General features: G+C 35.0%; 24 protein-coding genes and 2 riboswitches. Of the genes, 19 read left to right on the forward strand and 5 right to left on the reverse strand.

From position 1 onward, the window contains the following. The 4 genes from pstC to phoU are packed head-to-tail and all read left to right on the forward strand — an operon-like array spanning nucleotide 1 to nucleotide 3,351. Nucleotides 1-948, forward strand: a complete 948-nt coding sequence (gene pstC / locus ACZLO7_RS07675; RefSeq protein WP_464938616.1) for a phosphate ABC transporter permease subunit PstC — start codon at nucleotides 1-3, stop codon at nucleotides 946-948. Continuing rightward, on the forward strand, nucleotides 948-1,829 hold the full coding sequence (gene pstA / locus ACZLO7_RS07680) for a phosphate ABC transporter permease PstA (protein WP_464938615.1): 882 nt from the start codon (nucleotides 948-950) through the stop codon (nucleotides 1,827-1,829). Before pstC ends, pstA begins: the two co-directional genes overlap by 1 nt. Nucleotides 1,830-1,848: 19 nt before the next feature. Next, nucleotides 1,849-2,676 (forward strand): phosphate ABC transporter ATP-binding protein PstB, encoded by an 828-nt coding sequence (pstB, locus tag ACZLO7_RS07685; protein ID WP_464938712.1) that lies wholly within the window; start codon nucleotides 1,849-1,851, stop codon nucleotides 2,674-2,676. A gap of 15 nt (nucleotides 2,677-2,691) precedes the next feature. Beyond that, on the forward strand, nucleotides 2,692-3,351 hold the full coding sequence (phoU, locus tag ACZLO7_RS07690; protein WP_464938614.1) for a phosphate signaling complex protein PhoU: 660 nt from the start codon (nucleotides 2,692-2,694) through the stop codon (nucleotides 3,349-3,351). 408 nt (nucleotides 3,352-3,759) lie between these two features. Here phoU and ACZLO7_RS07695 read toward each other — a convergent pair whose 3' ends face one another. Together ACZLO7_RS07695 and ACZLO7_RS07700 are read right to left on the reverse strand one after the other, a co-directional pair. Then, nucleotides 3,760-4,239, reverse strand: a complete 480-nt coding sequence (locus ACZLO7_RS07695) for an endolytic transglycosylase MltG (RefSeq protein WP_464938613.1) — start codon at nucleotides 4,237-4,239, stop codon at nucleotides 3,760-3,762. Next, nucleotides 4,236-4,610 carry a hypothetical protein gene (locus ACZLO7_RS07700; RefSeq protein ID WP_464938612.1) on the reverse strand — a complete coding sequence of 125 codons (375 nt, stop codon included), beginning with the start codon at nucleotides 4,608-4,610 and terminating at the stop codon, nucleotides 4,236-4,238. The genes ACZLO7_RS07695 and ACZLO7_RS07700 overlap by 4 nt, the downstream gene beginning before the upstream one ends. A gap of 227 nt (nucleotides 4,611-4,837) precedes the next feature. On the opposite strand from ACZLO7_RS07700, the gene rpmG reads away from it, so the two are divergent. The 5 genes from rpmG to ACZLO7_RS07725 all read left to right on the forward strand — a co-directional run bounded on the left by rpmG (nucleotide 4,838) and on the right by ACZLO7_RS07725 (nucleotide 9,214). Continuing rightward, a complete protein-coding gene (gene rpmG, locus ACZLO7_RS07705; protein WP_038186828.1) occupies nucleotides 4,838-4,987 on the forward strand; it encodes a 50S ribosomal protein L33 in 150 nt (49 codons plus the stop codon). Nucleotides 4,988-5,055: 68 nt separating this feature from the next. Next, nucleotides 5,056-5,661: a 5-formyltetrahydrofolate cyclo-ligase gene (locus ACZLO7_RS07710; RefSeq protein WP_464938611.1), complete on the forward strand. Its 606-nt coding sequence runs from the start codon at nucleotides 5,056-5,058 to the stop codon at nucleotides 5,659-5,661. After that, nucleotides 5,645-5,848 (forward strand): YqgQ family protein, encoded by a 204-nt coding sequence (locus tag ACZLO7_RS07715; RefSeq protein ID WP_427752169.1) that lies wholly within the window; start codon nucleotides 5,645-5,647, stop codon nucleotides 5,846-5,848. Before ACZLO7_RS07710 ends, ACZLO7_RS07715 begins: the two co-directional genes overlap by 17 nt. Before the next feature lie 241 nt (nucleotides 5,849-6,089). Then, entirely contained in the window at nucleotides 6,090-7,988 is a 1,899-nt protein-coding gene (locus tag ACZLO7_RS07720) for an LTA synthase family protein (RefSeq protein ID WP_464938610.1), read from the forward strand. Nucleotides 7,989-8,116: 128 nt separating this feature from the next. Then, nucleotides 8,117-9,214, forward strand: coding sequence for a YqgU-like beta propeller domain-containing protein (locus ACZLO7_RS07725; RefSeq protein WP_464938609.1), 1,098 nt, complete (start codon nucleotides 8,117-8,119; stop codon nucleotides 9,212-9,214). Nucleotides 9,215-9,269: 55 nt separating this feature from the next. Here the strand turns inward: ACZLO7_RS07725 and ACZLO7_RS07730 are convergent, their stop codons facing one another. Continuing rightward, nucleotides 9,270-9,449, reverse strand: coding sequence for a DUF2759 family protein (locus tag ACZLO7_RS07730; protein WP_464938608.1), 180 nt, complete (start codon nucleotides 9,447-9,449; stop codon nucleotides 9,270-9,272). 177 nt (nucleotides 9,450-9,626) lie between these two features. Here ACZLO7_RS07730 and ACZLO7_RS07735 point away from each other — a divergent pair, with 177 nt between their 5' ends. Together ACZLO7_RS07735 and ACZLO7_RS07740 are read left to right on the forward strand one after the other, a co-directional pair. Then, nucleotides 9,627-10,268, forward strand: a complete 642-nt coding sequence (locus tag ACZLO7_RS07735; protein ID WP_464938607.1) for an MBL fold metallo-hydrolase — start codon at nucleotides 9,627-9,629, stop codon at nucleotides 10,266-10,268. Nucleotides 10,269-10,477: 209 nt separating this feature from the next. After that, the gene (locus ACZLO7_RS07740; protein ID WP_464938606.1) at nucleotides 10,478-10,609 is read left to right on the forward strand and encodes a hypothetical protein; all 132 of its coding nucleotides are present in this window, start codon (nucleotides 10,478-10,480) and stop codon (nucleotides 10,607-10,609) included. A gap of 630 nt (nucleotides 10,610-11,239) precedes the next feature. Here the strand turns inward: ACZLO7_RS07740 and ACZLO7_RS07745 are convergent. Further along, complete coding sequence (locus tag ACZLO7_RS07745; RefSeq protein WP_464938605.1) at nucleotides 11,240-11,482, reverse strand: DUF2626 domain-containing protein; 243 nt, start codon at nucleotides 11,480-11,482, stop codon at nucleotides 11,240-11,242. 114 nt (nucleotides 11,483-11,596) lie between these two features. Next, nucleotides 11,597-12,292, reverse strand: a complete 696-nt coding sequence (locus tag ACZLO7_RS07750; protein ID WP_464938604.1) for a helix-turn-helix transcriptional regulator — start codon at nucleotides 12,290-12,292, stop codon at nucleotides 11,597-11,599. A gap of 304 nt (nucleotides 12,293-12,596) precedes the next feature. On the opposite strand from ACZLO7_RS07750, the gene comGA reads away from it, so the two are divergent. From comGA to gcvT, 8 genes are all read left to right on the forward strand, one after another. Further along, entirely contained in the window at nucleotides 12,597-13,628 is a 1,032-nt protein-coding gene (gene comGA / locus ACZLO7_RS07755; protein WP_464938603.1) for a competence type IV pilus ATPase ComGA, read from the forward strand. Continuing rightward, nucleotides 13,597-14,664, forward strand: coding sequence for a competence type IV pilus assembly protein ComGB (comGB, locus tag ACZLO7_RS07760; protein WP_464938602.1), 1,068 nt, complete (start codon nucleotides 13,597-13,599; stop codon nucleotides 14,662-14,664). The genes comGA and comGB overlap by 32 nt, the downstream gene beginning before the upstream one ends. A gap of 15 nt (nucleotides 14,665-14,679) precedes the next feature. Beyond that, complete coding sequence (gene comGC, locus ACZLO7_RS07765) at nucleotides 14,680-14,991, forward strand: competence type IV pilus major pilin ComGC (protein ID WP_464938601.1); 312 nt, start codon at nucleotides 14,680-14,682, stop codon at nucleotides 14,989-14,991. After that, nucleotides 14,984-15,454 (forward strand): prepilin-type N-terminal cleavage/methylation domain-containing protein, encoded by a 471-nt coding sequence (locus ACZLO7_RS07770; RefSeq protein ID WP_464938600.1) that lies wholly within the window; start codon nucleotides 14,984-14,986, stop codon nucleotides 15,452-15,454. Before comGC ends, ACZLO7_RS07770 begins: the two co-directional genes overlap by 8 nt. Beyond that, nucleotides 15,444-15,746, forward strand: a complete 303-nt coding sequence (locus tag ACZLO7_RS07775) for a hypothetical protein (protein ID WP_464938599.1) — start codon at nucleotides 15,444-15,446, stop codon at nucleotides 15,744-15,746. Before ACZLO7_RS07770 ends, ACZLO7_RS07775 begins: the two co-directional genes overlap by 11 nt. Next, nucleotides 15,731-16,189 carry a competence type IV pilus minor pilin ComGF gene (gene comGF, locus ACZLO7_RS07780; protein WP_464938598.1) on the forward strand — a complete coding sequence of 153 codons (459 nt, stop codon included), beginning with the start codon at nucleotides 15,731-15,733 and terminating at the stop codon, nucleotides 16,187-16,189. Before ACZLO7_RS07775 ends, comGF begins: the two co-directional genes overlap by 16 nt. 200 nt (nucleotides 16,190-16,389) lie before the next feature. Then, nucleotides 16,390-16,902 carry a shikimate kinase gene (locus ACZLO7_RS07785; protein WP_464938597.1) on the forward strand — a complete coding sequence of 171 codons (513 nt, stop codon included), beginning with the start codon at nucleotides 16,390-16,392 and terminating at the stop codon, nucleotides 16,900-16,902. Nucleotides 16,903-17,050: 148 nt separating this feature from the next. Continuing rightward, nucleotides 17,051-17,144, forward strand: a riboswitch (glycine riboswitch). A 3-nt stretch (nucleotides 17,145-17,147) separates the two neighbouring features. Next, nucleotides 17,148-17,225, forward strand: a riboswitch (glycine riboswitch). 64 nt (nucleotides 17,226-17,289) lie between these two features. Next, entirely contained in the window at nucleotides 17,290-18,393 is a 1,104-nt protein-coding gene (gcvT, locus tag ACZLO7_RS07790; protein WP_464938596.1) for a glycine cleavage system aminomethyltransferase GcvT, read from the forward strand. Nucleotides 18,394-18,415: the final 22 nt, after the last annotated feature.

Consider the following 18,415-nt stretch of genomic DNA (forward strand, 5'->3'; position numbering starts at 1 on the left):
TTGGCTTTAAAAGAATCGACGGAGAAACTGTCTGTTCAAGATTTAATCGCACAATCACGCGGTAAAGGATCAAAAAAAGTGATAGAGAAAGTAATGCCAAACTTATTATTCATCACTGCTCTAATCTCAGTTTTAACAACGTTTGGAATAGTCTTTACGCTCATTTTTGAAACGTTTGAATTCTTTAAGGAAGTACCTATCCTTGATTTCCTATTTGGAACGGAATGGCTACCATTCTCTGGCAAGGAGCCAATGTACGGTATTTTGCCACTTATCATAGGGACGTTAAAGGTAACAGTTATTGCAGTGTTAGTAGCTGTTCCGCTAGGTATTGCAGCAGCAATCTACCTTAGTGAATATGCAAGTGATCGTACACGACGCATGATTAAACCAGTACTAGAAGTATTAGCAGGAGTTCCGACAATTGTTTATGGATTCTTTGCTCTGACATTTGTTACACCTATGTTACAAGAACTGATTCCAGGACTGAAAATCTTCAATGCACTAAGTCCGGGAATTGTCGTAGGTATCATGATTTTACCGATGATCGCTTCGCTTTCTGAAGATGCAATGACATCTGTACCGAATGCGATGCGAGAAGGTGCTCTAGCACTTGGTTCAACAAAACTAGAAGTAGCATTAAAAATTGTTTTACCATCAGCGTTATCAGGGATATTAGCCTCAGTAGTACTTGCGGTGTCTCGTGCAATTGGTGAAACAATGATCGTGTCTCTTGCTGGAGGTGCAACACCTACATTTGACTTTAGCGTGACGGATTCAATCCAAACGATGACTGCATATATTGTTCAAGTTTCGACAGGTGATGCAGGGTATGGAACAACTATTTACTACTCAATTTACTCAGTAGGCTTTACATTATTCATCTTCACGTTGCTAATGAATCTACTCGCACATTTCATTTCAAAACGCTTTAGGGAGGAATACTGATGGTGAAATATGTTGATCATACGCAAGTTGTGAAACGCATGAATGGACGACTAGTTGTAAACAAGCTTTTGAAAACAGTCTTCCTCCTAGCAACACTTTTTGCCTTAGCAACGCTTGGTGTTTTAGTTTACCGTATGTTTGATCAAGGTTGGGGTTATTTAACGGCAGATTTTATTTCAAACTTTGCTTCTAGGTTCCCAGAAAAAGCAGGGATAAAAGCTGCACTTGTTGGTTCCATCTTTCTAATGTTAGTTGTCGCACCAGTTTCCTTATTTCTTGGGGTAGGGACGGCTATTTATTTAGAAGAATACGCGAAGCAAAATAAAATAAATGCTTTCATCCGCATGAATATCTCAAATTTAGCAGGAGTTCCTTCTATTGTATTTGGGTTACTCGGCTTAACGATTTTTGTTCGCTCGCTCGCTTTAGGAAAAAGTGTATTAGCAGCAGGACTTACGATGAGTTTGCTTATCTTACCGGTCATTATCGTAGCTTCACAAGAAGCGATTCGAGCTGTACCAAAGGAATTACGGGAAGCATCATATGGTATGGGTGCGACAAAATGGCAAACCATTTTAAAAGTAGTCTTACCATCTGCGGTGCCGGGAATTTTAACAGGAAGTATTTTGGCGCTGTCACGAGCTATAGGTGAAACTGCACCTCTTGTTGTGTTGGGTATTCCAGTGATTGTACATTTCTTACCTAATGGCATTTTGAGCGAATTCACAGCTTTACCAATGCAAATCTTTGACTGGGCAAAACGCCCGCAAGAGGAATTTCAATATGTAGCAGCGGCCGGTATTCTAGTCTTGATGACATTCTTGGTCATCTTAAATTCCATTGCCGTCTTTATTCGAAATAAATTTCAGCGTCGTTATTAAAAACTAGGGGGCTTCAATGATGGTTAAACTTCCAGTAAATGAAGTATATGAAACAAAAGGACAAAACTTTAAAGTAATATCAAACGATGACAAACGAACAGTGTATCATTCTAAAAACTTGAATTTATGGTACGGCGATCACCATGCCTTAAAAGATATAAATTTAGAAATGAAAGAAAATGAAGTAACTGCCATTATTGGGCCATCTGGTTGTGGTAAATCAACGTATATAAAAACGTTAAATCGTATGGTAGAGCTTATTCCATCTGTTCGTACAGAAGGTGAGATTATATATCGTGAGCGTAATATTCTAGATAACAAATACCAAGTTGAAGAGTTACGCACTAAAGTTGGTATGGTATTCCAAAAACCGAATCCATTTCCAAAATCTATTTACGATAATATTGCTTATGGTCCTCGAATACATGGTATAAAAAATAAGAAAATCCTTGATGAGATTGTGGAAAAAAGTTTACGTGGTGCAGCGATATGGGACGAAGTTAAAGATCGTCTGAATCAAAATGCATATGGGTTATCAGGTGGGCAACAACAACGTATTTGTATCGCAAGATGTCTTGCAATTGAACCAGATGTCATTTTAATGGATGAGCCAACGTCAGCACTAGATCCGATTTCTACTTTAAAAGTAGAAGAGCTAGTGCAGGAATTAAAAGAAAACTATTCGATTATTATTGTGACACATAATATGCAACAAGCAGCGCGTATTTCTGATAAAACGGCATTCTTCTTAAATGGAGAAGTTATTGAATATGCGGCTACGAACCATATCTTCTCTACACCAACGGATAAAAGAACTGAAGATTATATTTCCGGTCGATTCGGTTAAGGAGGAATAGTATAGATGACGGTTCGTGAGAAATTTGAAAATGATTTAAAGCGAGTGCAAGGTCTCATGTTAGATTTATGCCACATGTCCATTCATGCCCTGGAGAAATCAGTTGAGGCTCTTTTTGACCAAGATATAGATGCAGCATTACTATTAATAGATCAAGATCGTTTTATTAATAGGTTAGAGGAACATTTAAATGATGAAGTCATTTTATTAATCGCCAAACAACAACCTGTCGCGACTGATTTACGTCGCTTAATCGTCATGATTAAAGCCGCTTCTGATATGGAGAGGATTGGGGATTACGCTGTTAATATTGCCAAAGAAACAATTCGTCTTGGCGATACGAAAGTGGTTTATCCTACTGAGAAGATTGCTCAAATGCGTGATCAAGCAATTTCTATGTTAAAAAATATGGTACAAGCATTTATCGAAGAAGATATGAATAAAGCAAAGGAAATTGCGCTCTTAGATGATCAAATCGATGCTTTATATGGAGAGGCAATTGTTGAAATCCTTAATACGCCGACAGAAAATATGAAAGATATTGGCCAAGTTGCGCAGCTATCATTTGTTTGTCGTTATTTAGAGCGTTCGGCAGACCATGCCACTAATTTAGCAGAGCTGTTATTTTACCTAGTGAAGGGTAAACATTATGAGTTGAATCAATAGCCAGTTCATATCAAAAAGCAAGCTGACTAACTTGTCTGCTTGCTTTTTGATATGTTTATTCTAAAAGTACTTCTATTATGAAAGCTCAATTGGATAAAATTCGACCTTTTTAACTTTTGGTCGTTAGCGGAACTAGAAGAACTAACATAATGAAAAATAAAGAGAGCCTTTTTATCAGCCTATCCATACTATACTTCTCCACTTCAATTGCATTTGAATAGTATGGATAATGTCCTTTAATATTTATAAGAAAGTGCAATTTCAATGTTATTCATATTTTCCTATTTCTCTTTTAATTTCCGAACATAATGAAATGAGCCTTTAAATGAAAGAATGCCCATTAAGTTAGTTTTACACTTAATGGGCATTCTTTTATTTAGATGATTTTAGTAATTACTATACATGCTGTTATTTCCTACGGGTAATTTTCTTGACGATTTCAGCAGTAGTCATTTTGATGTTTATATCGTAAGAGCCAATTTGAAGACTAGAAGCCTTGTTGTTATTGATGACGTAAAGCTCAAAGTCACCAGCGTCTTTGATCATACCAGCTTTCTCTAGAGCTGAACTCACTTCTGAAGTACCCATGCCTTTTTTAATAACGAGTGTATAAGACTTAATTGATTTCTTAGCTGAAGCATTTACAGCTACGGTATTATTTTTTAATGCACTGTAATCTGTTTGGATTTTAGCAAGTTGTTCTTTTGCTTCAGCAGCTTCTTTATTTATTGACTTTAGTTCTTCTTTTTTGATAAGGATAGTACCTTTAGGGACATTAATATTCGCAGCTTCCGTGTCAGCATCTCGTGTTATGAAATCCGCGAAAGCAAAGCTAGCACCCGCTACAAAAAAAGCGATTCCAAATGCTCGGATGGATGATTTTCTCATACGCGACTGCCTCCACTTTGAAGGACTTCTTGAACCTGCTCTATTGATAAAGAAGAGCGCTGACTAATTTCTGGGATAGTATAGCCCTGCTTATGTAGCGTCTGCACTTGACTGATAATAATTTGGTGAATACCTTTAGTGGGTGTAACTACCGGAGACGCTGTTTTTTTAGGTTTTCCTATCAATTTGGGCTCTAATAATAATTCTTCCTCAATTACTTTTAAGCGACGCTTTAATTGATGTGTTTCTTGATAAAAATTAAGTGAAAGTTCTTCAACATCTCCCTCGATTTGTGTCGAACGATCTTTGATGAAAAACGAAGCGATTATTACGATAATCCCAATAATCATTAATATAGATGATAATTCCAAAATCCTTCACCTCAATAGGTTTAAATAGTTGTGATTCTATTTTATCATAAAGTAGTCCATAATACTCCCGCTCATCAAACAGTATCCCACGTTTAGCTATGGATTAGACGAAATTTCCAAAAGAAATGACAGTAGATTTTTTTCGAAGTTATGATATAATAAGTTAGTCGTATAAATCATGCTCACTAAAGACATTTTATTCTTGATATAGAGTGGGAGGGGTAAAGATGCGCGTTAATATTACATTAGCTTGCACTGAATGTGGCGAACGTAACTACATTTCTAAGAAAAACAAGCGTAACAATCCAGAACGTCTTGAATTGAAAAAATATTGCTCTCGTGATAAGAAGAACACTCTTCACCGTGAAACGAAGTAATAACTGTTGCCAAAACCACGAGTGGTTTTGGCTTTTTCCTTTCTATGGACTAAAAAGGAGTGAACCCCTTGGATAAAAAAGCACTACGTCAAGATATGAAAGCACAGCTTGCTCAAATGTCTGGAGCACAATATAATACAAACTCTTTGCAAATTCACGAGCAATTATTAAAAGAATCTTCTATTAAAAATGCAAATATAATTGGGTTAACCATATCTGCCTTTCCTGAAGTGAATACAATGCCGTTAATTGAAAAACTCTGGTCACAAGGTAAACGAGTAGCGGTTCCTAAATGTGAACCTAAAACACGTGCTATGATATTCTATGAAATTACATCATTCGACCAATTAGAGACGGTTTATATGCAACTGAAAGAGCCAATTCCTGCTTTAACAAATGGGGTGTCAAAGGAAGTAATCGATTGTTTGATTGTTCCGGGTGTTGTATTTGATCCATTTGGTTATCGTGTAGGCTTTGGTGGCGGTTACTATGATCGATATTTAACCGATTACAACGGTGAACGAATCACTTTAGCATTTGCATTGCAGCTCATACATAAAGTACCGACAGATCAATTTGATTTACCGGTACATAAAATAATTACTGAGACAAGCATTATTAATTGTCTTGAAAATCGAAAGGAGTCACAATCAGTTGATGAAAACAGTATATGATGTGATGCAATTTTTGAAACGCTTTGGTACATTTATTTATACAAAAGATCGAATTGCGGATTTAGAACTAATGGAGGATGAGATTCGAGAACTCTACTCTTCACATTTAATAGACATAAAGGATTACCAAATGGCTTTGGTCATTTTGCGCCAAGAAATTTCGAAAGAGAAAAGGAATAGACAATAACTGTAATAAAGTGGTAGAATTTATTTTCTACTACTTTATCTAAAGTTAATGAAACTTTTACATGACTCATCCGTCTAATAAAGAGTCGGTAATAAAAGCGAGAAATTGGCTATATAATATTGGATGCAATATTAGATGTAACATTTTTGTTGCGTTGTTGTAAAAAAAGGATTATGATATATTTTGTTTCTTTCATATATGAAACTAAATTGTAAAGAACGAAAGTAGGAGGATGTTAGGAATGAATTTTAAAAAAGCACCTAAACATTCAATTTTGGCTTTAGCGATTCTGGCCACTTGGATTAAAACGTATATAACCTATCAAACAAGTTTTGATATGAAAATTGAAAATACAATGCAACAACTAATTTTGTTTATCAACCCACTTAGCTTCTTGCTATTTATATTTGGGTTATCTTTATTCTTCAAAACTGCAAAAGCACGTAATCGTTATATAATAATTACAAGTAGTATACTAGCAATTATTTTATATGCTAACGTTGCTGTGTATCGATTCTTTGATGATTTTATAACATTACCAATGCTGTTCCAAACTAATAATTTTGGTGATTTAGGAAACTCTGCATTATCTTCAATGTACTTTACCGATGTTTTCTACTTTACTGATGTTGTTTTGTTAATATTAGCAGTTAAGTTTTTACCTGTTGCTAAAGAATTTTTCGAAGTTAAACCAAAAATACGTCGTACGTATTTTGTCTTATCATGTGCAATGTTATTCTTAAACCTAGGTTTAGCTGAAACAGAACGTCCGCAGTTATTAACACGTAGCTTTGACCGTGAAATTTTAGTAAAGAATATTGGTACTTACAATTACCATCTATATGATATTTACATCCAATCAAAATCACATGCCCAACGTGCATTAGCTGATGGTAGTTCGTTAACAGAAGTAACAAACTACGTAAAATCAAATCCAGCTAAAGCAGACGATAAAATGTTTGGTATTGCAAAAAAACGAAACGTCATTATTATTTCAGTTGAATCAACTCAAAATTTTGTTATTAATAATAAAATGAATGGTCAAGAAATTACACCATTCTTAAACTCTTTAACAAAAGATAAAGATACATTCTACTTCGATAATTTCTATCACCAAACTGGTCTTGGAAAAACATCGGATGCTGAATTTATTGTTGAAAACTCATTATTCGGAACAGGCCGAGGTGCTGTCTTCTTTACAAACAGTGGGAACACATTCAACTCAATGGCTGAACGTTTAAACGGTGAAGGCTATCATACTTCAGTACTTCACTCAAATAACAAGAGCTTCTGGAACCGTGATATGATGTATCATGCATTTGATATTAAAAAGTTCTATGACATTGATTCATTTGATGTAAATGACGATAATTCCGTTAACTGGGGATTAAAAGATATTCCGTTTATGGAACAGTCAGTAGATATTATGAAAACAATGCCACAACCTTTTTACACACGTATGTTAACTTTAACTAACCATTTCCCATTCACTTCTGATGAAGAGGATCAATTGATTGAACCTTATACATCTGGAGATGGTACAGTTGACCGTTATTTCCAAACAGTACGTTACACAGACGAAGCAATTAAAAAGCTGTTTAATGATTTAAAGGAAAAAGGTTTATATGATAATTCAATTATCGTAATGTATGGTGATCACTATGGTATTTCAGAAAACCATAACAAAGCGATGGAAAAATATTTAGATAAAGAAATCACACCACTTGAAACAGCACAATTACAACAAGTACCATTCTTCGTGCATATTCCTAACTCAGGGGTTGGTAAAGTAATGCATGAAGTATCGGGTCAAATGGATATTCGACCAACAATATTACACTTATTAGGTGTTGATACATCTAATGACTTACAATTAGGTGCAGATTTATTCTCGAAAGACCATGAAGATTTCGTCACATTCCGTGATGGTCGTTTTGTAACTGATAAATTGGTTTATGCTGGTGAAGTTTGTTACGATAAAGAAACTGGAGAGAAAACGGATCAAGCAAAATGTGAACCGTTTATCGAAAGAGCAAATAAGAAATTAGAATACTCCGACCGTATTATTAATGGTGATTTACTTCGCTTTTATGATGAAAAAACTGGAGCTCTTAAATCAAAATCAGAAGTAACTAAATAAATTCTATTTGAAAACCTACATGAATCTATTCATGTAGGTTTTTTCATTAAATCCATATTTTTCTACATATGACGAAACCTTTTTAGTTTATAATCGTATAATAGATGTAGGTGAAGAGGAGGCACAATATGAAAAAAATTATTATATATCTAGTCCTCGCTTGTGCCATTTTCCTAGTTGGGTGTAATAAAAAAGAAGATTCACAACCAAATTCAGATACGGATTTAAATAACCCTGAAGCGGTTGAGCAAAAAAGAGTTGCAACAGAAGTTCTTGATTATTCTATGAAAACAGAAGACTTACATAGTATTGTTGGGTTTCTATCTGAAACAACGATTTTATATGTTGCTTACGAATCAGACAATTTCCATCTAGTAACTTATAATTTAATTACAGGTGAAAAAGAGACGATTTATTCAGAAAAGGACCAAATTATTCAAGTGATGATCCACCCTTCTAAAAAGCGAATTATTGTTCAATCTTCTGCAAATTCCTCATCTGCAACAGTTAAGATGATTTCGTTAAAAGGGGACATCCTTCACAGTGTCGATATTCTATCCTCTGAGTTGTCAATTATGTGGAATCCTAACAACCCTCAATTAGTCGCCTTTACAGCATTTCAAGGAGATTTCTCGTACCAATGTTATGTCTTTGATGGTGAACAGGAAAAGTTGCATGAGATTGATCCAACTAATCCGTTTTTAGTTTGGCAATCCGATGATATTTTACTGTATAACCGTTGGACAGCTCGTCAGCTTAATGGTGGTAAAATAGTGGAATTGAATTGGAAGACTGGCCAGGAACAACCGACTGATTTGAAAAAAGTAGTCTATTTAGATACGGACAAGGATGCTAGATTAACAGTTCAAATTGATTTTGAAACAGAACAGTTTTCTTATTTACTAAAAAACAAAAATAAGGAAATTACTTGGAAAGCACCTGCATTAAGTAATTATTCACAATGGTTTGTACCAGATCTAGTTTGGTTAAAAGATCAATCAATGATATCTATTGTACCAACTGAAGGTGGTTTGCTGGATAATTATTCAGGAAAATTTAAGTTAATGAAAGTTTCTGGAGAGAAAGTAGAAGAGCTAATAACGCTTGATGAGTATGCAATGATAAGTTGCTCTCCAAAAGGCTCCCTTTGTTTATATGGCAACGATTTAGAACAAGTTATGTCATTTGAACCTTATAAGAAGAAAAAATGGTTAACCCTTGAATAGAAGACAAAAAAAAGCTGTGGTATAAAAACCACAGCTTTTGTTGTCCCACTTTGTATTAGTGAAGAGATGGTGGGAAACCTTGATCTAAGACAGTCATAAATACGAACCATCCGAACACTGCAAATGCAGCAAAGTTAAAAGCAATTCCTAGAATGCTTTTTTCTTTGATAGCTTGTACAGTGCCAACTAGACCTAGAATTGCGACTAGGCCAAAAATAACCATTAATAAGTTCAATATAGACACTCCTTTCGACATCCGAAAATGAATGCCGCAAACAATATTCCTCTTCTATTGTAAAGCTAATTGGTACGTTTGTCGAGGTTAAAAAGTGACGGATATTTGAACGAACTATGTTAGTGTATGTATATCATTTCGTAGCGAAATCTGTATAATATAGTGGAGGTGAAATGAATGTTAAATATTCGAACATATACATTAGGACCAGTGCAGACGAATTGCTTTATTATTTCAAATAAACAGAAAGAGTGTCTTGTGATTGATCCAGGTAGTGAAGGCGAGCGACTTGTACAGCAATTAAGAGCGTTGAATTTACGTCCGTTGGCTATTTTGTTAACACATGCTCATTTTGATCATATTGGTGCTGTGGATGCTGTAAGAGATGCTTTTAAAGTACCTGTTTATGTACATAAGGCGGAAACTGATTGGTTACTTGATCCAATGAAAAATGGTTCTGGCCGTTATGCTGAATTGCCAAATATCACAGCGCATCCTGCAGATCATGTGATTGATCAACCGCAAGAATTGACTATAGGACCTTTTAAATTTGAAATTGTGCACACTCCAGGTCATTCTCCAGGCAGTATATCATTTATATTCGAAAATGAAGGATTTGCAATTGTTGGCGATACATTATTCCAAGGGAGTGTAGGTCGCACAGATTTATTAGGTGGTAATGAAAAATTGTTATTAAAGTCTATTCATGATAAATTGTTATCGTTAGATGAGGATTTAATCGTGTATCCAGGCCACGGTGACGCGACTACTGTTGGAACTGAGATGGAGCAAAATCCATTTTTGAATGGTTTTTTGTAAAAGCCTAAGTACTGAAATAAAGAAGAAACCGATTTGTAAGTAAAAACCTTACTAGTCGGTTTTTTTGCGTTTTTTAGTACAGTAATTAATATCAATAAATGAAAAGCATTTGTGATTACTGTTAAAAATAAATGAAAATCCATCTGTTTGATAATAAATAAAACAAAGTTCAATGTGTGTTTATTATATTAAAAGGAAGGTTGAGTATTATGATTGTGGATTTTTCAGAATTGCATGATCGATTTATTGCTTTTTGGAAAGAAGAGGGTAAGGCTCCAAATACGAGTAATGTAGAAAGAATGGCGAAGAAAGTTTCATGCATTATTCTAAAAGGAAGCTAATGATCAGTAGGTTCTTTTTAATAAAAATCATGCATCAGGTGTTGTGGAATAATTTGTTTTACAGTTAAAAGGAAAGAAGAAAAGTTTGAAGGCACCTGGGGTATTTTACGAATTATTGTGTCAGCAAATGGATGCTTATAAGGGAGATAGATGAGTTTATTAATTAATGGAGAAAAGTCATGCATCATTAATTGCTAAAAATTGTTTTCACAATATAGGGTACTGCTTAAACCAGTAAAATATCGAATATAAAGACGTGAATATTCTGCTAAATAACAAATGATTGAGTTAGTGCAACAAACAACCAAATTAGCGCAACAAACAACCGGGTTAGTGCAACAAACAACCAAATTAGCGCAACAGACAACCGGGTTAGTGCAACAAACTTAGATTTTTCACCTATTGATGGGCCCGCTTCAGCATTTAAGTGCATAAAAAAAAGAGGCTATGGAGGCCTCTTAAATAGAAGATATTAATCTTCTTCATCTAGGGGATGTTTCTCACCATATATAATGGAGAGGGTTAAAGTTAAGCTACAACTATAATTATAACAATCATTAACAAGGTGTCAATAGTGGAAAGTGCACAAAATAAAAAAGACAGCCTTAAGACTGTCTTTTCTATTTACTATTAATGTCCAGCGCCTGCAACATAAATGAATGTAGTATAGTACGAGAAGCCTGCGAAGAAAACTGTTAAGTAAGCACCGAAGATGTACATATACATACGTTCTGTTAGGTTTAAATATCCTAATAGAAGGAAAAACCCTGTGTTAGCTAAGAATAATAGTGAAGCTTCTGTCATACCACCTAAATAAAACATAACTGCGAAAATCCCTGTCCAGAAGCCCATTACTTTATACATATTATCCATGTATGATTCCCTCCTTTTGCGACGACACAATAATCTCTTATCCATTATAAATGATTTGAAACCAACATGTAAACCGCAACTTAGGTTAACTTTGTGACAAAGCAGTGTAAAAATTTAAATATCAATTCGATATGTACAGTATTTACAGCTTTCGACCATGCTATCAATTTGACCGAATTCTTGTACATCAAATAAGTATTCAAATTGGCCTTTTAAGAATGATTCATGCAAGTCACAAACTAGTGTTGCGTGTTTCTCGATTTGGCTATGGAAAGGACAATTATATACTGCAAAATTGATTGTTTTTCCATTTGGCTTATCAAGAATTACTGGAACATAACCAATTAATGAGGCTGCTTCTGTAATAATTTCTACTCGTTCATCAAATGACAGAAGCGATTTGTCCCTTTGGTGTTTAGATAAAATTGTTTGAATTTGTTCGCCACCTTTTTTGTAGCAAATCCTTTTACCAATAGTATTAGCATCTTCACCTAGTTCTATAATTATTTCTAGAACCCAACCTAACAATTCTTCATAATTTCGTTGGGGGAAAGTTAGAGCGACACCATTAGAAACTGCTTTATATTTTCTTCCCGGACGCCCGCCTCTTCCAGTTTTTTCGTATTCAGACGTAATGACATCTATTTCGTTTAATTTCGTTAAATGAAGACGTGCTACGTTTGGGTGAATTTGAAAGTGGTCGGCGATGTTTTGTACTGAGAAAGAATCTTTTTCTTGTAACATATATTGATAAATTGAAAATCTTGTTTCATCTGCTAGTGTACTTGTTATTTTTAATGGATGTAACATGAAAAGGTTCCACCTCCTGTATAGTTATCTTTATTATAAAACAATATGAAATATCCACCAGTATAAAAATTGATAAAAATAAAAAAATAAGTGGAATAATGTAAATTAGTGAAAGATTATTAGTCTTATTTCACTTTTATTTCATTTTTAGCTAGTAGAAAAGCTTTAAAGTTGAATTTTGAACGCTTTCAACAGTGCACAATATTAATTTACGTAATTGTATATATTTTCTTATTTTTGCGGTGTATAATTTCGCTAACGGATAAGGAGCGGTCGTTATTCGTCGTGGTAGAAAGGGGGCAATATGTCATTTACTGAGACAGTTGTGGAGCGAAAAAGTGAGCATCTATTGTTGAAGGCAATACATTTTGGCGCATCTGACTTACATCTAATGCCTAGTGAAAACGATTATTTACTATACTTTCGAAAATATGGCCAGCTCGTGTCTGCTGGACAACTTCCCCTAGAATTGGGTGATCGTATGATTTCCTACTTTAAATTTCTCTCCTCTTTAGATATTAGTGATAAGCGTAGACCCCAAAGTGGTTCGTTTCAGCAAGTTTTAAATGAACAGCCAATTGCTTTTCGCGTCTCCACTTTACCTTCCAATTTTTCAAAGGAAAGCTTGGTCATTCGTATAATGCTACAAGATCATGCTATTCCAATATCTGACCTATGTTTATTCACTGAATCAGCAAAACATTTGTTGCAATTAGTGAAAAAGAGACAAGGTATCTTATTCCTCACTGGGCCAACTGGATGTGGTAAGTCTACATCATTATACTCACTTCTACATTATTGCTCTAATGAACTAAAAAAGCACGTCATATCCTTAGAAGATCCAGTGGAAAACAGTCAATCTAATTTATTGCAAATTCAAGTAAATGAAAGAGCCGGTGTTACATATGCAACCGGATTGAAAGCTATTTTAAGACATTCGCCAGATATTATTATGATTGGAGAGATTCGCGATCAAGAAACAGCTAAAATTGCTATTGAAGCTGCATTAACAGGGCATCTTGTGTTAACAACTATTCATTCAATGGATACAGTCGGCTGTTTATTCCGTTTACTAGATTTAGGTGTGTCCTTAGAAGAGTTGAGGCAAACCTTAATTGGAGTAGTAGCACAGCGTTTAGTAAAGAAAGTAAAATCTCAAAATGAAGAAAAATTATCAGCTATTTATGAAATATTATCTGAAGATAATTTAGCAGAAGCTATAATACACGTTAAGAACGATAAAAAATTCAGATTACCAATAGAACTCTCTTTAGAAGGACAGATGAAAAAAGGGGTGGGTTTAGGTGCAATTACGGCTCAACCTTTACTGGTTTAGTAGAAAGAGTAAAACTTTACCGAAGATGAAAGATAAGGCAAGCTTTTTGAAAAAGTTGAGTGTATTGCTAGGGGAAGAGTATATATTTCGAGATTCCTTATCGATGTTATTGCCGCATCATGTTGAAGAACTTTCAGAAGTTGAATCTTTGGTAGAAGAAAAATTTCGAAATGGGTCTAATATGAGCGAAATTCTGCAATTGCTTGGCTTTCAGAAAAGCTATTTAATGACCATTCATGTAGCTGAGCAACAGGGAAGAGTTGTAAGAGCCCTTGATTCTATAGCAAGTCAAATGATAACGAAAGAAGAAACTCAAAAAAGACTACAAAAGCTATTGGTCTATCCTGCTATTTTGTTTGTCTTTTTAGTTCTACTCTTTTTAGGGTTTCGAACCTATTTTTTGCCAAATATGACTTCGATGATGCTCTCTAGAGAAGGCGATGCAAGTGTATCTAAATTAACATTATCCTCTTTTTTCTTGCATATTCCAGATGCCTTGATTATCTCAGTATGTGTAAGTGTCTTTCTTGCATTTATAGCATGGAGGAAAATAAGCAAAAAAGAGATTGGTCATCAAATGATTGTGTATTTGAAAATCCCAATTCTTTGTCGATGGTTTCGTCTACAATTGACACGCCAATTTGCTTATGAATTGGGAGGGCTTTTAGAAAGTGGTCTTTCTATGCAAGCAAGTTTAGTCATATTACAGCAACAAGATTTACAACCATTTATGTCGAGAATAGCAGGTGAAATACGTGAACGTGTTACTTTTGGTGATTCACTTTCTACAGCAGTAAACCATATGGAGATTTTTCAAAAAGGTTTTAACACACATATCTTACATGGAGAAGAAGGTGGGAATCTTGGTAGAGAACTTCAAATCTATAGTGATTTTTTAACGGATAAAACCGAAGCGAATATGACTAGATTGCTCGCTATTATTCAACCATTACTTTTCTGTATTATCGCTGTTTGTATACTTGGAGCTTATTTAGCAATTTTATTACCAATGTACGAAATGATGGAGATGGTTTAAGAAAGGAGAACTAACATGCATTTATTAAAACAACAGAAGGGATTTACTCTAATTGAAATGCTCATTGTTTTGTTCATCATTACAGTGTTGATTTTGATTGCAATACCAAATGTGACAAAGCATTTTAGTACAGTAGATGATAAAGGATGTAAAGCATATGTCAGTATGGTGCAGGGACAAGTTGAAGCGTATCGTATTGACGAAAAAAAGTACCCAACTTCAATTGAAATGTTGGAGGACGCAAAGTATTTAAAACGAGATACAAATGCATGTACAGGAAAAAAGATTCGAATTTCGGATGGAGAAGTCACTACAATAAATGACTAACAAAGAAGCTGGGTTTACTTTCATCGAATTGTTACTAGTGTTAACGATAATGATGATAATTTGTTCTTTAAGCATTGCTCTGGGTAAAGCAAAGTTGGATGAACGAATGGTTAATCAGTTTTTATATCAATTAATGCTTGATATTGAACAGGTGCAAAGCGAGTCGATTGGTAGTGGGGTTTTTTCATATCTGGAGTTTATTGAAGATGGAAAGAAATACAGGGCATATACGCTGGTTAGTTCTGAAGATGGAGAATATTCGCATCTTAATAAAAGACGCATTTATTTTACACGTGAACTACCAGAGGGAGTTACTTATAGTTACAGTAGTCCTTTACGTCAGATTAAAATTGATCCCAAAGGTACATTCTCGAGTTTTGGCACATTGGTTTTTGTAACACCAACCGGAATTAAATCACTTATTATTAATATTGTTAAAGGAAGGATGAAAATTGTGGAATGATAAAGGGAACGCATTACCAGAAACATTACTTACTTTAGTTATAATTTTGACGTTATTCGGAACTCTTTTACCGGCATTGCAAATGATGAAGGCTACTTTGAATGATAAGAAAATGGCGATGCATGCGGCTGAAACGGCATACAAAGCTACTTTGCGTGTCGATCAGGGTGAGCAACTTCAAGGTAATCGAACTATAGAAAATGTTAACTATCAATGGTATTTCACAGATAATGAAATATGTGTAATTTATGATAACTTAAAAGGACAACAGCAAAAATGTTTTCGACCATAAAACGTCTACCGAAAAATTGCTCTGGTTATACATTAGTGGATGCCCTTCTGCAACTGATGGTCCTTTTGTTGTTTTCGCAGTTATTCATGCTCTTCTATCCGTGGTATGAGGAGTCATATAGAACTTTCCATCAACGGCAAGAAATTGAGTGGGAACTGTTTACGTATGACTTTCAATCGTATTTATTAGATATAAAAACCATTGGTATAGGTTCAAATGCTAACTTATACTTAGGGAAAAATAATCGAAGTATTGCTATTAATAGATCTAGTGCTGTCGTGCGCATGCAAAAGGAAGGGCAAGGAAATGAGCCAATGCTAATGAATGTATATGAAATTCAGTTTTTTATTGATGCAAATCGTACAACTTTAACAACTAAAGTTTTGTTTACAAATGGCTTGAGGAAGGAGAAAGACTTTGCTATTACGTATGTTAAAGAGTGAGAAAGGTATGCTCCTTCCGGTAGCGATGATTCTGTTGTTTTTTTGTACGAGCTACCTTTTGGGAACTGTAATGTCTTATGAATCTCATTTTCGAACGTATAATTCATTGGAATCAGCGTATGTTCGTGCTACTATAAATAAAATACAAGAAATTGAAAATAGCACAGAGTAACAGTCGTCGTTGATGAGAAGGTGAAAAAATGAGAAAAGTATATTTAGTAGGGTTTATGGGTTGTGGTAAAAGCGCAATTGGTAGACGTTTAAGCTACTATCTGAAAATGCCCTACTATGATATGGACCAAGAAATTGTAAGAAGAGAGAAAATGACGATTCCTGAAATATTTGAAAAGTACGGAGAAGAGCACTTTCGTCAACTGGAGACGGATTTTTTACGGAATTTCCGAGATGAATTTTGCATCATTTCTACTGGTGGTGGTGTAGCGATGAATCCTCAAAATCGTAGAATAATGCGTCAGACGGGACTTGTCCTCTTTTTAGATGCGACATTTTCAGATATTTGGAAGAGAATCCATAAAGATAAAAACCGTCCAATCGTCCAACGTTCTACAAAACAGGAATTAGAAGAGTTATTTTATAAACGCCGAAAATTTTATAGAGAAGCAACCCATATCACAATTCGGACAGAAAATCGTTCACTAAAACAAATTGTTGAATATACAGCTTTTCAAATAAAACGACTAAAAGGCGAATGAAATATAAAGTAACCCTAATTAATGTTCGTTTATAAACTATTTTATAAAAGTTATTGCATGATACCCCTATTCAATGTTAGGATATAGACGAGACGTATTGTTATAGAACAATGACATGGGAATATTACCAAGATTCCATCTTGGGCGGATGATTGTACGGGGAGAGAACGTCTTGAGACGTCGCCGAAGGAGCAAATAACAAAGGTTATGAATCTCTCAGGCAAAAAGACTCGTACGGGACGCAACTCTGGAGAGAGCTGTATTGAGTACAGCCACCAAAGAGGACAGCCGTAATGGTAAAACTTTCAGGTGCATGGACAGAGAATCCTAATTACAGGATTTCTCTGTCCATTTTTTTATGTCCTAAACAAATGAGGAGGAAGATTAGTGGCTAATGAATTAAAAAGAACGCCGTTATTCGAAGAGTATTCGAAGTATGGTGGGAAAACAATTGATTTTGGTGGTTGGGAATTGCCTGTTCAATTTTCTTCTATTAAAGCCGAGCATGAGGCGGTGCGCACAAAAGCTGGACTATTTGATGTATCTCATATGGGAGAAATCTTCGTTGAAGGTTCAGAAAGTTTAGCATACTTGCAAAAGCTTGTTACTAATGATGTATCGAAAATTGCCATTAATCAAACGCAGTATACTGCGATGTGCTATGAAAATGGTGGCGTTGTAGATGACTTACTCGTTTATAAATTAACAGAAGAGCGTTATTTATTAATCGTTAATGCGTCTAATATTGAAAAAGACTTTGAGTGGATGAAGACCCTAGTTTCAGGTGATGTGAAACTAACGAATGCGTCAAATGATTATGGTCAATTAGCATTACAAGGTCCACTTGCAGAAAAAGTATTACAAACATTAACTGAAACACCATTACAAGACATCAGACCATTCCGTTTAGAACAAAATGTAACGATTGCGGGCTATGAAACAATTATTTCACGTACAGGTTACACAGGTGAAGACGGCTTTGAAATTTATGCAGCACCTAAAGCAATTATTGCTTTATGGGGAGAAATTTTAACAGCAGGCGAAGCTGATGGTGTTGTACCATGTGGTTTAGGTTCACGTGACACATTACGCTTTGAATCTTGCTTACCTCTTTACGGTCAAGAATTATCAAAAGATATTTCACCACTTGAAGCAGGTATTAATTTCGTTGTGAAATTAAATAAAGAAGAAGATTTTGTTGGTAAAACTGCATTACAAGCTCAAAAGGAAAATGGGGTACCACGTAAGAGTATCGGTATCGAAATGATTGATAAAGGTATTCCACGTCACGGCTACCCAGTGTTTAAAGGTGATACTCAAATCGGTGAAGTAACAACTGGTACACAATCACCATTAACGAAACGTAATATCGGTTTAGCATTAATCGATAGTGAGTATGCGGAGCTTGGGCAAGAGCTTGAGATTGAAATTCGTAACCGTCGCTTAAAAGTGGTTACTACGGCAACACCATTTTATAAACGCCAAAAATAATTTTCATGAAGAGAGGTTTTTT

It is taken from the genome of Viridibacillus sp. d25.2 (genome assembly GCF_055456015.2).

What these genes read in the sequence shown, in the direction of transcription:
- ACZLO7_RS07785 (WP_464938597.1), top strand. Translation starts at nt 16,390, where the DNA reads ATGAGAAAAGTATATTTAGTAGGGTTTATGGGTTGTGGTAAAAGCGCA.
- comGA (WP_464938603.1), top strand. Translation starts at nt 12,597, where the DNA reads ATGTCATTTACTGAGACAGTTGTGGAGCGAAAAAGTGAGCATCTATTG.
- ACZLO7_RS07750 (WP_464938604.1), bottom strand. Translation starts at nt 12,292, where the DNA reads ATGTTACATCCATTAAAAATAACAAGTACACTAGCAGATGAAACAAGA.
- pstA (WP_464938615.1), top strand. Translation starts at nt 948, where the DNA reads ATGGTGAAATATGTTGATCATACGCAAGTTGTGAAACGCATGAATGGA.
- ACZLO7_RS07720 (WP_464938610.1), top strand. Translation starts at nt 6,090, where the DNA reads ATGAATTTTAAAAAAGCACCTAAACATTCAATTTTGGCTTTAGCGATT.
- ACZLO7_RS07725 (WP_464938609.1), top strand. Translation starts at nt 8,117, where the DNA reads ATGAAAAAAATTATTATATATCTAGTCCTCGCTTGTGCCATTTTCCTA.
- comGF (WP_464938598.1), top strand. Translation starts at nt 15,731, where the DNA reads ATGTTTTCGACCATAAAACGTCTACCGAAAAATTGCTCTGGTTATACA.
- phoU (WP_464938614.1), top strand. Translation starts at nt 2,692, where the DNA reads ATGACGGTTCGTGAGAAATTTGAAAATGATTTAAAGCGAGTGCAAGGT.
- ACZLO7_RS07715 (WP_427752169.1), top strand. Translation starts at nt 5,645, where the DNA reads ATGAAAACAGTATATGATGTGATGCAATTTTTGAAACGCTTTGGTACA.
- ACZLO7_RS07770 (WP_464938600.1), top strand. Translation starts at nt 14,984, where the DNA reads ATGACTAACAAAGAAGCTGGGTTTACTTTCATCGAATTGTTACTAGTG.
- ACZLO7_RS07740 (WP_464938606.1), top strand. Translation starts at nt 10,478, where the DNA reads ATGATTGTGGATTTTTCAGAATTGCATGATCGATTTATTGCTTTTTGG.
- ACZLO7_RS07745 (WP_464938605.1), bottom strand. Translation starts at nt 11,482, where the DNA reads ATGGATAATATGTATAAAGTAATGGGCTTCTGGACAGGGATTTTCGCA.
- ACZLO7_RS07735 (WP_464938607.1), top strand. Translation starts at nt 9,627, where the DNA reads ATGTTAAATATTCGAACATATACATTAGGACCAGTGCAGACGAATTGC.
- rpmG (WP_038186828.1), top strand. Translation starts at nt 4,838, where the DNA reads ATGCGCGTTAATATTACATTAGCTTGCACTGAATGTGGCGAACGTAAC.
- ACZLO7_RS07695 (WP_464938613.1), bottom strand. Translation starts at nt 4,239, where the DNA reads ATGAGAAAATCATCCATCCGAGCATTTGGAATCGCTTTTTTTGTAGCG.
- comGC (WP_464938601.1), top strand. Translation starts at nt 14,680, where the DNA reads ATGCATTTATTAAAACAACAGAAGGGATTTACTCTAATTGAAATGCTC.
- pstB (WP_464938712.1), top strand. Translation starts at nt 1,849, where the DNA reads ATGGTTAAACTTCCAGTAAATGAAGTATATGAAACAAAAGGACAAAAC.